Below are 13,840 nucleotides of genomic sequence, written 5' to 3'. Positions count from 1 at the left end.
TAGCCGCAACTGGCAGAACAACCAGCAGGGAAACCAGGGCTGTCTGTAACTTTTTCATGATCCGTTCCTTTTCTGGGCTAAGAGAATTTAGTTTAGTAAAGCACCCGGGCTCGTTTCACTAAACCGGGAAAGAAATCCTTGGTTTAAAGCAGTTCAGAATTATTACGGGCGACAGCCCGAAGAAAGCGCACATCAACATAAATTATGCTGCCGGTATTTTTACCGTAAACGTAACGATGTCATCGTCCAGAAAAACCTGCAATGTACCGTTGTGAGCCAGAACAACGGCTCGCGTGATGGAAAGGCCCAGACCGGCACCGTCTGTGTTATGTTGCCGGGACGAGTCGCCCCGGTAAAAGCGATCAAAAAGCCTGCCCAGATTTTCCTGCGTGATGGCTTCCGTGCGGTTAGAGATATGAACAAACGCCATCCCGATCTGCTGTTCTGCCCGGATCAGGATCGCCGCGCCGTCTGAAGAGTACTTTATGGCATTGGTTATCAGGTTGCTCAGCGCCCGGCGCAGCATCAGACGATCGCCCTTCATGCTGGTATCCCCTTCAAGCGTCAGTGTTTTACCGTTTTCTGCGGCCAGCGGCTCGAAAAATTCGATTAGTTCTTCGAATTCTGCCTTTGCGGAAAAAATCTCATTTTCCAGCGCCAGCAGCCCGTTTTCAGACTTCGCCAGAAACAGCATGTCGCTGCTCATTCTGGCAAGTCGGCCCAGCTCCTCCAGGTTTGAGAAAAGCACTTCCCGGTAGCTGGCAGCGTCACGCTCCCGGGACAGGGCAACCTGCGTCTGCATCATCAGGTTACTTACGGGAGTGCGCAGCTCATGGGCTATGTCAGATGAAAACTCTGACAGGCGCCTGAAAGAGCCTTCCAGTCTCTCCAGCATGTTGTTAAATTCGGCTACGGTTGGCATAAGTTCTGAAGGAAGATGTCGGGCCGGCAGGCGCTCACTGAGATTATTAACGGTAATTGCCGAAGCCAGCCGGTTTATTTCATTCAGGGGCCGGAGTCCGATACGGGTGGCAAGCCAGCCCAGCAAAACAGAAAGAAAAATCAGTCCCCCGTTAAGCCACATCAGCCATTGTTTCAGCTGGCCGATAAATTCATCATGAAAGCCAGTATCGTAGGCGGCAGTTATCAGCACATCCCGGTGCCTGCCTGCGTTCTCTGCACCGATTTTTTTAATCATGACGTTATAGCGCCAGTCGTTTTCCTCCACCGTCTGCAGGGTATTCAGCTTCAGGGCCTCACTGGCAAAGCGCTCAGCCGGAACCGGGAAGCCTGGAGAGAAATAGTCGGCGAGTATTTGATTGTCGGCAGTCCTGATCGACAGATAAAGTCCGCTGTGGCCCACCATGGCGTCGGCAAGCTTGCGGGCAAGCCCGGCGGTATCAAGCTTTCCGGTACGGACTTCACTTTCCAGCAGTTCGGTAGCCAGCTCAAGCTTACCGGTCAGCAGCGTAAGGTCCTGGCTGCGAAAGTAACTGCCCAGCGCGGCAACCAGCAGAACGCTGGAAAGCAGCCAGACGGACATCATGACACAGGCAAAGACCAGGCTAAGTCTGGAAGTCAGAGACCCGTTACGCTTCATTCTTCACGTATCTCCAGCACGTAGCCAATGCCGCGCACGGTATGGATCAGCTTCGGGCTGAAGTCATCATCCACCTTGCTGCGCAGCCGCCGGACAGCCACATCAATCACGTTAGTGTCACTCTCAAAATTAATATTCCAGACCAGGGAGGAGATCAGATTTCTTGGCAGCACTTCACCGCGACGCTGCAGCAGCAGCTCAAGCAGAACAAACTCTTTTGTGGACAGATGAATTTTTTTGCCGGAACGGCTGACGCTCCGGCGGGATATGTCCATCACCAGATCAGCTATTTCGTACATGCCGGATGCCAGAGAGCGGTTACGCCTGAGCTGGGTCCGGATACGCGCCAGAAGCTCGGCAAAATCGAACGGCTTGAGCAGATAGTCATCGGCTCCCAGATCCAGACCTTTGATTTTTTCGCTGACGTTATCCCTTGCGGTCAGAAACAGCACAGGCTCTTCGTGGCGGGCCATTCTCATCTGCCGCAGAATGTCCCAGCCGTCCAGGGAGGGCAGCATCACATCAAGAATAATCAGGTCGTAGCGCTGCTGCAGGATATGCTCCAGCCCCTGACGGCCGTCATTCACAAGGGTGACGTCATACCCTGCTTCCTGAAGACCCTGTTTCAGGTAAGTCCCGGTTTTAATTTCATCCTCGACGATCAGAAGAGTGGTCATGGTATAAGGGCCCTGCAGCTGAGTGTCGTTACGCCATACCGTTACCGGGCGACAGCGTGCCAAGCCAGGCTACGGTCGCCAGAATCAGGATAGACACGCTGAACTCTGTAATAATACTTTTGCGCATCAACGCAATACCCGTCTTATAGTGGCCCTGACCGAGCGCATTTTCCAGTGCGGGTGCAAGCCGGAAGCGGTTCGCGGCAGCCAGCAACAGCATAACGAAAAACAAGCCTGTCTTGATTAGCAGGAGCAGCCCGTAGTGGCTGCCCGGCAAAGATTTGACCGGGTCTTCCACAATGAAGAAAAAGTTAATGACGGCGGTGATGACAATACTCAGCACAATCACCGTGCCGGCCCGGGAAAAGCCCGTCAGGGCTTCCGCAAGCTGCCGGACGTGGCTGGCCGTCTGCGCCTTTTTGATGCATAACAGAATGGCAAAGGCCGTGAGCGCGCCCACCCATGCACCGGCTGCCGACAGGTGGATGATATCGCTCAGCAGATGCAGATAGTAGCTCATACCGTCGTTCATGGCCGCATGACCGCCCCATGCCAGGGTGGCCAGCGCTGTGCCTCCGGAAAGCGTGAGAACGTAACGCGACAGAACGGCATTGCGCAGCCGCAAGCCCAGTCCGACGAAGGCCAGGACGAGTGCGGCAAGCCGGATAACCCAGCTGAGGCCGACCGCAGTTTCACCGATAACCATCTCTATGATGTGGAGCGTGATTTCACCTGCGTCAGTCACGCCACTCATCGCCTGCGCGACCAGCAGCATATTCGCCAGCGACAGAACAATGCCGACGGATATCAGAATAAAAAAGAACGACCAGACACTGAATAATGACACCGATTTTTTAAGCGTTCCCTTCACGGCATACAGTTCAAATAAAGGCAGCCCAAACAGAACCATAAGGTCAAGGTAAAGGAAAAAGCGGATAACAATAAAAGTCTGATCGTTCATGGCATTATTTCACGCTAAAGCTGACGTTACCCGTGCGCGGGTGTGTATCAGAAGACACCGCACGCCACTCCACCTTGTATGTGCCAGGCACCAGAGGTTTGGCTGGCGTGATCACCATGGTTTTCGGATCGCCACCGGCGGCCACTTTTGCCGCAACCGCCATCGGGGCATGAGAGGACATGCCGGGCATAGCGGTCATGACGAGACGTGCACCAGAAAATTTTGTGACCAGATTCTCAGTAAAGTGCAGCTCCACTTTTGAAGGCGCTGCCACCTGCGCTTTATCAGCAGGGACAGAAGAAGCCAGTTCCGGATGCGCCTGCGCGCCAAAAGCAGCAACAGAGGCGGCAACAGCGATGACGTAGCCAGCATAATTACGTTTCATATTCATACCTGTCTTGTTTGTTAGAATTAACTGCATCAGAACCACACGCGGGCACCGAGAAGAAAGCGCACTTCGTTGTCCTTCTCTCCTTCACGGGTCGCCATATCGGCCGTGTTGCCATAAAGCTGGCTCCACGATACGCCCACATAAGGCGCAAATTCCCGCTTTACTTCGTAACGAAGGCGCAGGGAAAGCTCGGTACCGGACAGTCCTTTCCCGGTTTCACGCACCTCATCATCCTTACCGTAAAAATTGGCTTCAAAAGACGGCTGCAGGATGAGCCGGTTGGTCAGCAGCACGTCATACTCTGCTTCAAACCGGAGCGCGGTGCGTCCCTGCTCACCGGCAAACGCGGTGAGTTCAGTTTCGAGGTTATACAGCGGCATGCCCTGAAAGCCGGCGGCGGCCCATGTCTGGGGCCTGCCGGGCCTGAAGTCCTGCCGCGCACCCGCGACCACGTCCCACCAGGGCGAGACAGCGTGCCCCCAGAGGGCCTGCACCTCTGCCGACTCGGTTTTTCCGTCGCTGGTTTCCCCTTCGCTGCGCAGCCAGAGCCGATCAATATCCCCGCCAGCCCAGCCGCTGACGTCCCAGCTGAATCCCCCGGCCTCATTATTTTTCTGCCACTCAAGCTGATCGGCCAGCAGATACCAGTTCATGCTGCTGTCATGCACTTTATGACCATGCACGTCAGGAAACGCAGCCCGGCGGTCGGCGTCCGTCAGTACCGGAACAGGCGTTCTGCTTTCAGTCGGGGCAGCAGGCTGCATAGACTCCATGCCTTCCATCCCGGACATGGGTTCCATATTGCCCATAGCGGAGTGGTCCATGCCCGACATTGCACTCATGTCATGCGCCTGCATGTTGTGCGCCGCTTCAGCCCGGGCATCAGGGACGGCCGTAAGTGCGCTGCCGGCAATCGCTGCGAAAACCAGCAGCCCGGCCGCCGGGCTGCAAAAGTTATGTTTCATATCACCACGATCAGAAGCTGACATCAGAAGTACCTCACTCATTAACCCGGACCTCACGGAACATGCCTGTTTCCATATGAAAAAGCAGGTGACAGTGGTAAGCCCATCGGCCCAGCGCATCGGCCGTCACACGATAGCTGCGGCGCGTGCCGGGCGGCATATCTATGGTGTGTTTACGCACCAGGAAATTCCCTTCTTCATCCTCAAGGTCGCTCCACATTCCGTGCAAATGAATGGGATGTGTCATCATGGTATCGTTGACCAGGACAATGCGGACGCGCTCGCCATAGCGGAGTGTGACCGGCTCTGCATCGGAAAACTTAATACCATTGAAAGACCAGGCAAATTTTTCCATATGGCCGGTAAGATGCAGTTCTATGGTGCGTGAGGGTTCGCGTCCGTCCGGATCGTCAAAAGTACTTTTCAGGTCAGCGTAGGTCAGAACCCTGCGGCCGTTATTCCTCAGCCCGATACCCGGATCGCTGAGCTTCGACGTGGGCATCATGGCCTGCATGTCAACCAGTGGGTTGTTCGTTTCTGATGCCGGATGCTTCTGCATATCACCCATGCCGGCCATGCTGCCGTGGTCCATGCCGGCCATGCTGCCGTGGTCCATGCCGGCCATGCTGCCGTGGTCCATGCCGGCCATGCTGCTGTGATCCATGCCAGCCATACTGCCTGCCGGGGCGCTTTCCACAGCTGAACCATCCATGCTCTGCATGCTACCGCCGCCCATACCCTGCATCTGCCCGTGATCTGTATCTCCCATGCTGCCGTGATCCATTCCCCCCATTCCCATATCATCCATGGTGAGCCAGGGACGAGGATCGGTGGAAGGAACCGGGGCAGTCATGCCTTCACGAACGGCAAGCGTGCCCCGTGCATAGCCGCTTCTGTCCATGGACTGGGCAAAGATGGTGCAGGCATCCTGGACGGGCTCTACAATGACATCGTAGGTTTCAGCTACGGCAATACGAAACTCATCCACACTGACGGGGGTGACGTACTGGCCGTCAGCAGCCACCACGGTCATCTTCACGCCAGGAATGCGTACATCGAAGTAGGTCATGGCAGAGCCATTGATAAAGCGGAGGCGGATTTTTTCGCCTTTACGGAACAGCCCCGTCCAGTTTTTACCCGGGCCCTGACCGTTCATGAGATAGGTGTAAGTCGCACCGCTGACGTCTGCAAGGTCAGTCGGGTTCATCTTCATTTCCGCCCACATCTTCCGGTCAGCCAGGGTATTTCCCAGCCCCTTATCCCGGGCATCACGGAAAAAGTCACCAGCAGCAGGCTTGGCAAAGTTGTAGTAGTCGGACTGCTTTTTCAGTTTTGAAAGAATGGCAGAGGCATTTTCATCTGACCAGTCGGTCAGCATTACCACGTGTTCCCGATCATACTTAAATGGCTCAGGCTCAGCGGGATCAATGATAATCGGGCCGTAAACGCCCTCCTGCTCCTGCAGGCCGGAATGGCTGTGATACCAGTAGGTGCCATTCTGCCTTACGCGAAATGAATAGACGTAAGTATCATCGGGTTCAATACCGTGAAAGCTGAGGCCGGGAACGCCATCCATGTTGGCTGGCAGAATGATGCCATGCCAGTGAATGGAGGTTGTTTCTTTCAGACGGTTTTTAACCCGTAACGTGACAGTATCGCCTTCTTTCCAGCGCAGCAGAGGCCCCGGCAGGCCGCTGTTGATGGTTTTGGCATAACGGATGTTGCCGGTGATATTAAGTGGCGTTTCGGCGATAAACAGGTCGAAATCATTACCGGTAAGCGTGCGGGGCTGTACCAGACTTACCGCCGAGAAAGCATTGAACGTCTTCATACCAAGACCGCCAGCAACGCTGGCCGCTGCGATCCCTTTGATAAAATTGCGTCGTGAACTTTTAAGCTGCATGACTGTGCTCCGGCAAAATGCAGATTATCCCGGGAGAAAATCTCTCCACACCAGATGCATCACTAATGCAATCCGGTCAGGAACTTTATTTTTGTTACCGGCAAGCTATCACAACAGGAATCCCGACTTGATTACATTTATGTCATGTTGGAACCTGATGTTTTTGAATTACATTTTTGTCATTTTCGTTCACGGTGTTTTTTTTCGGATACGATGAAAATCACTGAGGCCGGTAAAGTTCCTGTCCGGAATTAACGGCTATTTTTATCCTTTAAACGTAAGGAATTACGAATGAAAAAGATTATGCTTGCCGCCGCTGCGGTCCTTCTGTCCGTTTCAGCCGCTCAGGCTCAGCCAGCCCCCATGGACATGTCCTGCTGCATGAACAAGAAAGCCCCGGCGGCCTCCATGAATGAACATGAGCTGGCGATTCAGGCACATCAGAGCATGAATAACAGCAGTTCTGCCGCACATCAGAACATTATTGAAACGCACCGCAAGATGATGCAGGAAGATAAATAAACGCAGATGACAGCCCGTAGCCTTAGCTGAAAAAACCTGGGCATAAATCATCCGGATTTTGTCATGGTTACTGTTGTTACGGAATGTGTTGTGCGTTAACCCTCATTACACTGAGTTATCTGAACAACTTTGTTTAGGCTGTAATCAGCCAGCCCGTCTGACTGTGACGGGCTTTTTTTAACCCTGTTTTATCCCACTCCTGCTACCGTCTGTATAAAACGCTTTTGCAGCAATCAACATTTTGTTCCATGCTTACCACTTCTTTGCATTTAACGATTACGGGAAGAAATTATGTCTGAACAATACCGCAACTGCATTGAGGCCTGTTATATCTGCGCTGCAACCTGTGACTACTGCGCAACGTCCTGCCTGAAAGAAGAAAATATTGAGATGATGCGCGAATGCATCCGGGCGGACATGCAGTGCGCCAGCATCTGCCGCCTGGCAGCTGAGCTGATGACAATGGACAGTGAATTCGCTGCTCAGATTTGTAAGGTTTGCGCAGAAGCATGCCAGAAATGCGGTGATGAGTGCGCGAAACATGAGCACGAGCACTGTAAGAAATGTGCTGAAGCCTGTTACCGCTGTGCTGAAGAATGCCGGAAAATGGCAGCGTGACAGCAAATGGAAGCTGTCCAGTCGCAGCTTCCGGAAAGTACCGCCTGTCTCATTCCAGCCGGTGATTTTTGATACATACACCCGGCGTCAGGGTGGTAAAAATCACCGTTCTTATCCGGACTGCCCGCTATACAGCCAGAAGGGAAATGCCGCGTCCCTGTTCAGGCTTTTTTAAACTGACATCCCCCTGTATTAAATATCGTAAAAACCCGGGCGTGTTTTTGCAGCCGGTCGGTACATATGCCCTCTGCCTTATCCACAAAAACGGGGGATAAGTCCTGTATAATTAATGTACAAATTTGTAGTGTACATCCTCTCAGAAAGATTTAAGTCTCGTGTTGAATTTCTATTCCACATAAATCACTCTATGAGCACGCGTGTGATGTCCTGTATCGAGGAGATGGTGCCGCGTCTGGAGGTTTATTCCGTAGATGAGGGGTTCTGTGACTGCCGCGGCATGGAAATGGCCATGCCCTTTGAGGATTTCGGCCGCATGATCCGCAACCATGTAAAAACCTGTACCGGGCTGACTGTCGGGGTCGGTCTGGGGCCGACGAAGACGCTGGCGAAGTCAGCGCAATGGGCCGGGAAGGAATGGCCGCAGTTTGGCGGGGTGCTCGCCCTTACACCGGGTAATCCAAAGCGGACCGAAAAGCTGCTGTCACGTCAACCCGTGGGTGAACTTTGGGGTGTGGGCTCCCGACTTGAAAAGCGACTGCAGCTGCTCGGCGTCACAACAGCGCTCGATCTGGCGCGCGCCTCCCCTTCCCTCATCCGAAAAACCTTTGGCGTAGTGCTGGAGCGTACGGTGCGTGAGCTTAACGGTGAGTCCTGCATCCCGATGGAAGACGCGCTGCCACCAAAGCAGCAGATAGTGGTCAGCCGCAGCTTTGGCGAACGTATTACGGAGTATGACGCAATGCGTCAGTCCGTCTGCGCCTACGCCGAGCGCGTGGCGGAAAAGCTTCGTGAGGATCGCCAGTTCTGCCATCACGTTTCCGTTTTTATCCGCACATCTCCTTTCGATACTGGTCAGCCCGGGTACGGCAATACGGCCTTTGTGAAGCTGCGCGTCGGCACACAGGACACACGCAATATCATCGAGGCGGCCGTGAAGTCTCTTGATGCGATCTGGCGCCCGGGCTTCCGCTATGCGAAAGCTGGCATCATGCTGAACGAGCTGCGGCCGGACGGCATGGCACAGCTTAATTTGTTCGACGATGAGGTGCCGCGTGCAGGCAGCGAGGCGCTGATGAGCTTAATAGACAAAATGAACCAGTCGGGGCGTTACAATATTGGATTTGCGGGGAAAGGTATCGACCCTGACTGGAAAATGAAGCGTGAGATGTTGAGTAAGGCGTGGACAACCAACTGGAAAGAACTGCCTGTCGCTAAAGTATGCTGACCTGCATTTTTTTCAGGTTAATTACACTTAGCTACACCATCAGAACGCACTAAATCTATTGAGTTTTTACTCTTTTACTCAATTAAGTAAAAACTCAATTAAAAGTTAGCTTGTCAGCATTAAGCGCTATTACTTTTAAATCTATATGAGTATTTACTCATAAACTCAAATACTGAATGCTCTTTTAGGCTGCTCAGGGCATCATTGAACTTTTCGCTCGTGAACGCTGATTATCCCTTTTGTTAAAGCCATGTGAGTAAAAACACATTTACTCTTTTGAGTGAATATGACTCAGGCCTTTGCATAACCCTATACTCACTTACTCATTTACTCAATGTATTTATATACACTCAAAATAAGTTCTAGGGTAATCGAGCCCGTCCTTATTACTTACTCATAACAGAATTTGTGCCTAAAGGTTTAGACCTTTATGGAAGACGAAGCGGGATTGATTTAACGAGGCATGGATAAACCAGAAAGGAATGTGTGTCGCTAAAAGGCTGATCGGAATTTTCACAGGTCAAGGAATGAGAAACACTATTGAAAGTTATTTGCACTTTGAGCTTTCACTCAAATGAGTAAAAACTCAAATACGAAATGGTTAGTCAACTATGAGCCTATATCACTCATAAACTCATATGAGCTTTACTTCATAACCTCAAAATTGATAGCGGATCAGGCTTCATAAGACATAACAAACATCAAGCTTGCACAAACTGATTATACTTTCTCAATAATGTCATATGCGCAAAAGCTCATTCACTCATTTACTTCTATGAGTAAAAAAGCTCGCTCTCGTATATATGCTTTGACAGACAGACCCCGTTCCAGACTATCAAACCAGAAAAAGGTCTGGTGCTGTTGAGCTCTGCTGGCTTTAATCAATGACGCTCTCACATTTTTACTCATTCACTCATTTGAGTTTCTATTAATAGTCCACATGGTATCTTTAGTTATAAAGATCAAGCTATCAGCCCTGTTAAGCAACCATAACTTGACCCAGATACATGCGCTCAATTGAGTCATTACTCAAATGAGTAACTACTCATTTTTGCGCAACCATTCGTCAACCAGCTCATTGATCACATCTGTGATGCTGGTTCCGCGTTTGGCACATGCCACTTTAAAACGGGAATGCTTCTCTTCATTAAAATTCACGTTCACGCGCTTTTGCTTTTCTGACAGAGCTTTCACCTCAGGAGCCTGAACAATTTTTTCCAGATCACGATGCGCGCCGAACGTCATCATTGATGATGAATGTTTTTTCTCAAGTGCCATATATCCTCCTCAAATGAGCGTATGAGTATTTACTCAAAAAAAGACAGAATCTCTTTACTCAGAATTTGAATTTCTCCCTGAGCAGCTCTGTCAGAGGTGTTAAAAACGCTTTCACCTTCAAGAACCGATCGCACATAGCTCTGGCGCTGAGTAATAGCAGTTTTAAACGCTTTAATACCCGTCTGGGCAATACTTTCTTTTAAAACGCTGAGCATCGTTGCCTGTTCAATTTTTCGAGTGATCAGGAATCGAGCCTCGACAGGGCGATTGTATGCCTGCGCCTCAAGAACAGTTACCACTGAACCTGCCGCTGAGAAATCAAGTGGACTCGGTGTAACAGGAATGATGATGAGATCGCTCACCATTACGGCCGCAGAAGTGATAACAGAAAGCGAACCAGCACCATCAATAATTACGTAATCATAATCCCCGAGTTCTTTACGAACCTGATACACGTCTTTTTCAGATGAGGCGGTAAAAACATCGAACCCAGCCTTACCGGCGCTGTTCCAGTTGGTCAGACTCATTTGTGGGTCAGTATCAACAACTGCGACTTTTTTACCGCTACTGGCAATGGAGGTGCTGACATTGATTGTGGCAGTGGTTTTGCCAGAGCCACCTTTAGGATTCAGAAACGAAATGATTTTCATGCTCAGTGTCTCATTTACTCATTTGAGTGATAGTGAACAGGAGTAAACCACAAATGAGTATTTACGTAAAGAATCAAAAACACAAAAGTTAATTTACTCAAATGAGTAAACAGATATAACCGTTTGATGTCATTATAATATTAAATAGACTGTACCAAAACGGTCGGTTTCGGACGTATCAAGAGCTGCTCTTTCTGAGCATGACCACAGCATCGGTTCCCACCATCTGGAGCTGCACCCGATGTCTCGCGGCTACGTCCAGCGCAAATACCCGCGTGTATATCTCGGTAGACTTGGCGCTCTTGTGTCCCAGCAGGCTCTGCAGCGCCTTGAGCGGCGTGCCCGCGTAAAGCATTTGCATGGCATAGCTGTGCCGGAAGGTATGCAGTGTAACCGGGATCGAGAACGTCACGCCGTCCGCGACGGCCTCTACGGCCTCGTTCAGCCAAGTGCGCGCTGTGCGATCGGCGATTTCCCAGGGCCGTACCTTCTCCGGCCGGTCGCTCTTTTCATTCCGTCGCTCGAGCGGAATGCGCAGGGCGGCGCACATCATCTCCAGCTGGGTCACGTACTGCGCGTCTGAAAGGGGCACCAAGCGATGCGGCACGGTGCCGGCAGGCAGGCGACCGGCCCAGCGCTCTGCCTTTTCCTCGCGCTGCTTGAGTGTGGCCAGCTACACGAAAGGGTACCTTGGCGCAGCAGAAAGTCCCCTCAGATCAGCGCCAGCGTTTCGTTAATGCGCCCGCCCGTATTCCAGAGGGTGGTGAACAGCATCTTGCGGTGCAGATCCGGCACGTAATGGAGAAGGGCGCTAACCTCGAGCCAGCAGGTACTGTGGATATTCATCATGCTGTGCAGCCATCAGCCGCAGCGCCAGTGCAGCCGGATAATCAATCGCAACCGACAGCTGCGGAACGGGGGCCTGTGGATAGTGTGATGGCAGCATCATGGTCATTTCTGCTTTTCCTTATGACAGTAAGTCAGAGGCTCGTCAGGCCTGTGAGCCACATATGACGGAAAATCCGTAATCTCCGTAATACTGTAGGGGGTGAATTCTTCCCCTGCAGGCAGGCGCTGGCGCATTCCCTCCAGAACGGTTTTCTCTGTCCCGGCCCCTGCACCCGGCATTGTGATCGACATGCTGGCAGGATCGACAATCGAATAGTAACCCGCTTCATCTTTTATCTGGGTGAGCGTGTAGCTCAGCGTCAGCCCGGGAACGGTTTTTCCCTGCGGGGTCCACGCAGCGGTGGCGCGATAAACGGTATGCGCTGCCGTCCGGCTCATAACCGTCCCCCTGACTTCAAGCCGGGTCGGCAGGATGTTCTTTCCGTCCCCGGGGAGGTTCTTAATACAGACCTGGGTACTTCCCGGCGGATAGGCATCGTCCAGGCGTGAGGCTTCCTCATAGGTCGCGGCACGCGGCGACACGGCGACACGGCGACACGGCGGTCAGCATGGCAGTGCAGCAGAACAGGTATGCTGGTCATTTCATTTTTTTATTATCCCTCCGTGGAGTTGTCTACAGGTGCACCCAGATCGGGAAAATCCTCGGTCTCTGTTTGAACTTTTGCCCCGTATCCGGACGACAACCTGCTGATGCCAGGCTCTCAGCAACTTGCGCAGGGGTCAAAGTCCTGGCCCTCTCTTTTTTGGTGGGGAAGAGGCTGTGTCTGGAGTTTGTGGCAGACTAGCGTTTAAAATTTCTTTTTGAGTCAGAGTCCAGGCTTGATTTAGCAGAATGTCTCTGACTTCTCCGTTGCCTTCAGGAGACTTTGGCATTTTAATATTATCGGATTCGGCACGCTTATAGGTGTAATCGTTCATTTCCCTGAGATTCCCGTTTGGCATGATCTCTAATAACCCTCTGTCCGAATGAGTAACAATATTCCTTTTGGTTATTTTTACGTGTCCCACAATCTGTATTGCCTTTTTAATACAGAGTTCATGCATCTCAAAAACACCAGCCATCTTTTGGAGGATAGCTTTCAACAATGAATCCTCACTCACCTTTAGTAAAATATTGTTATTATTATATATAAAATAATATTCTATTTTATAGTATATGAATGCAATTACCGTACGCCCTTACCGGCATGATCCGACTTGTCCTGATACGGCAGTAACCGGAAACGTAGCACGGCGGCGGGGCGGGCGGAAGCGGCAGATCTGTGGCCTGTTGTCGCTGACGCATCCCGTATGTAGTGTCTCAGACAGCTAATCGAGCCACTATATACAGTATGCTGCGCAAAAATCCGCCTTGTGAGCCCGAAGATCCGGTTCTGCCTTTTTTCGGATCCCGGATGACAAAACGCATGATATTTCCTGTAAATGCAATTATTCATAACATTTATATTCATATATGTTAAAAGTGCGAAATTAGCATCAGTTGTTGGTTATTATTAAGATTTCAGCAACAAACCGTATCCCACCCGCTTCGTTAAAAAAACCGAAGGTCATCAGAAGCGCTCACTGATCGTTCCGGGCTGAGACGGTGGCAGCGTCACGGGTAATGTCTCTATTTTATTGGTCGTGAGGAAGGCCGGATAATGGCCAAACTAAGAAGCCATAGCATTGGGGGCAGCCTGCTGATCTGGTATGATCGAGCAGAGGCTCATCTCAATGAGCAATCCCCGCAACAAATTTTTTCGGGGTGCAACAGACCCTTTAGTGTCCAGGCCTGAAAAAAAAGAAAGCACGGTCTCTGAGAGACTACGGTCCTTACGCAACCATACCGGTTAGCAAGCTTTATATTTTCATTATGACTATCTGTATAAAAGGGGAATGAATGTGGCCGCGCCGAGCACGATGCCGATCGCCACAAAGGCGTTCAGCAGCGTCGGCAAGGTATGGGTGGTGATGCCGAGCGC

12 protein-coding genes and 2 pseudogenes are annotated in these 13,840 nt (G+C 51.4%); 3 read left to right on the top strand and 11 right to left on the bottom strand.

Annotation, left to right across the window (positions count from 1 at the left end; genetic code table 11):
- Positions 1-202: 202 nt before the first annotated feature.
- From CYR32_RS20780 to CYR32_RS20755, 6 genes are read right to left on the bottom strand one after another with little or no spacing between them, the layout of a single operon-like run.
- Complete coding sequence (locus CYR32_RS20780; RefSeq protein ID WP_101826987.1) at positions 203-1,600, bottom strand: heavy metal sensor histidine kinase; 1,398 nt, start codon at positions 1,598-1,600, stop codon at positions 203-205.
- Complete coding sequence (locus CYR32_RS20775; protein ID WP_007708057.1) at positions 1,597-2,277, bottom strand: heavy metal response regulator transcription factor; 681 nt, start codon at positions 2,275-2,277, stop codon at positions 1,597-1,599. The genes CYR32_RS20780 and CYR32_RS20775 overlap by 4 nt, the downstream gene beginning before the upstream one ends.
- Before the next feature lie 28 nt (positions 2,278-2,305).
- Complete coding sequence (copD, locus tag CYR32_RS20770; RefSeq protein WP_033755886.1) at positions 2,306-3,238, bottom strand: copper homeostasis membrane protein CopD; 933 nt, start codon at positions 3,236-3,238, stop codon at positions 2,306-2,308.
- Positions 3,239-3,242: 4 nt separating this feature from the next.
- Positions 3,243-3,623 (bottom strand): copper homeostasis periplasmic binding protein CopC, encoded by a 381-nt coding sequence (gene copC / locus CYR32_RS20765; RefSeq protein ID WP_101826986.1) that lies wholly within the window; start codon positions 3,621-3,623, stop codon positions 3,243-3,245.
- Between the two features lie 35 nt (positions 3,624-3,658).
- Complete coding sequence (locus CYR32_RS20760) at positions 3,659-4,594, bottom strand: copper resistance protein B (protein WP_033755893.1); 936 nt, start codon at positions 4,592-4,594, stop codon at positions 3,659-3,661.
- A gap of 34 nt (positions 4,595-4,628) precedes the next feature.
- The gene (locus CYR32_RS20755) at positions 4,629-6,497 is read right to left on the bottom strand and encodes a copper resistance system multicopper oxidase (protein ID WP_033755882.1); all 1,869 of its coding nucleotides are present in this window, start codon (positions 6,495-6,497) and stop codon (positions 4,629-4,631) included.
- Positions 6,498-6,788: 291 nt separating this feature from the next.
- On the opposite strand from CYR32_RS20755, the gene CYR32_RS22125 reads away from it, so the two are divergent.
- The 3 genes and pseudogenes from CYR32_RS22125 to umuC all read left to right on the top strand — a co-directional run.
- The gene (locus CYR32_RS22125) at positions 6,789-7,019 is read left to right on the top strand and encodes a hypothetical protein (protein ID WP_033755880.1); all 231 of its coding nucleotides are present in this window, start codon (positions 6,789-6,791) and stop codon (positions 7,017-7,019) included.
- A gap of 291 nt (positions 7,020-7,310) precedes the next feature.
- Complete coding sequence (locus CYR32_RS20745; RefSeq protein ID WP_033755879.1) at positions 7,311-7,637, top strand: four-helix bundle copper-binding protein; 327 nt, start codon at positions 7,311-7,313, stop codon at positions 7,635-7,637.
- Between the two features lie 349 nt (positions 7,638-7,986).
- Positions 7,987-9,042 (top strand): annotated as a pseudogene (gene umuC, locus CYR32_RS20740) (translesion error-prone DNA polymerase V subunit UmuC); the annotation flags it as partial.
- Between the two features lie 1,041 nt (positions 9,043-10,083).
- On the opposite strand, the gene CYR32_RS20735 reads toward umuC, so the two are convergent.
- From CYR32_RS20735 to CYR32_RS21545, 5 genes and pseudogenes are all read right to left on the bottom strand, one after another.
- A complete protein-coding gene (locus tag CYR32_RS20735; protein WP_101826985.1) occupies positions 10,084-10,320 on the bottom strand; it encodes a plasmid partition protein ParG in 237 nt (78 codons plus the stop codon).
- Positions 10,321-10,349: 29 nt separating this feature from the next.
- Positions 10,350-10,970: a ParA family protein gene (locus CYR32_RS20730; protein WP_101826984.1), complete on the bottom strand. Its 621-nt coding sequence runs from the start codon at positions 10,968-10,970 to the stop codon at positions 10,350-10,352.
- A 178-nt stretch (positions 10,971-11,148) separates the two neighbouring features.
- A pseudogene (locus tag CYR32_RS20725) lies at positions 11,149-11,925 on the bottom strand (tyrosine-type recombinase/integrase).
- Positions 11,922-12,257 carry a hypothetical protein gene (locus CYR32_RS20720; protein ID WP_033755778.1) on the bottom strand — a complete coding sequence of 112 codons (336 nt, stop codon included), beginning with the start codon at positions 12,255-12,257 and terminating at the stop codon, positions 11,922-11,924. Before CYR32_RS20720 ends, CYR32_RS20725 begins: the two are co-directional and overlap by 4 nt.
- Positions 12,258-12,599: 342 nt before the next feature.
- Positions 12,600-12,962: a hypothetical protein gene (locus tag CYR32_RS21545; protein WP_033755779.1), complete on the bottom strand. Its 363-nt coding sequence runs from the start codon at positions 12,960-12,962 to the stop codon at positions 12,600-12,602.
- Positions 12,963-13,840 lie beyond the last annotated feature (878 nt).

Origin of the sequence: Chimaeribacter coloradensis (assembly GCF_002858715.1) — a bacterium.
GTDB classification, from domain to species: Bacteria; Pseudomonadota; Gammaproteobacteria; order Enterobacterales; family Enterobacteriaceae; genus Chimaeribacter; species Chimaeribacter coloradensis.
Note: the sequence above shows the minus strand (reverse complement) of the source record. Positions and strands in the feature narration are given on the sequence as shown.

Bases quoted from the DNA above. Each gene is read 5' to 3' on its own strand.
- copD (WP_033755886.1), bottom strand. From the start codon at position 3,238: ATGAACGATCAGACTTTTATTGTTATCCGCTTTTTCCTTTACCTTGAC.
- CYR32_RS22125 (WP_033755880.1), top strand. From the start codon at position 6,789: ATGAAAAAGATTATGCTTGCCGCCGCTGCGGTCCTTCTGTCCGTTTCA.
- CYR32_RS20730 (WP_101826984.1), bottom strand. From the start codon at position 10,970: ATGAAAATCATTTCGTTTCTGAATCCTAAAGGTGGCTCTGGCAAAACC.
- CYR32_RS20720 (WP_033755778.1), bottom strand. From the start codon at position 12,257: ATGAGCCGGACGGCAGCGCATACCGTTTATCGCGCCACCGCTGCGTGG.
- CYR32_RS20745 (WP_033755879.1), top strand. From the start codon at position 7,311: ATGTCTGAACAATACCGCAACTGCATTGAGGCCTGTTATATCTGCGCT.
- copC (WP_101826986.1), bottom strand. From the start codon at position 3,623: ATGAAACGTAATTATGCTGGCTACGTCATCGCTGTTGCCGCCTCTGTT.
- CYR32_RS20775 (WP_007708057.1), bottom strand. From the start codon at position 2,277: ATGACCACTCTTCTGATCGTCGAGGATGAAATTAAAACCGGGACTTAC.
- CYR32_RS20735 (WP_101826985.1), bottom strand. From the start codon at position 10,320: ATGGCACTTGAGAAAAAACATTCATCATCAATGATGACGTTCGGCGCG.
- CYR32_RS20780 (WP_101826987.1), bottom strand. From the start codon at position 1,600: ATGAAGCGTAACGGGTCTCTGACTTCCAGACTTAGCCTGGTCTTTGCC.
- CYR32_RS20755 (WP_033755882.1), bottom strand. From the start codon at position 6,497: ATGCAGCTTAAAAGTTCACGACGCAATTTTATCAAAGGGATCGCAGCG.
- CYR32_RS20760 (WP_033755893.1), bottom strand. From the start codon at position 4,594: ATGAAACATAACTTTTGCAGCCCGGCGGCCGGGCTGCTGGTTTTCGCA.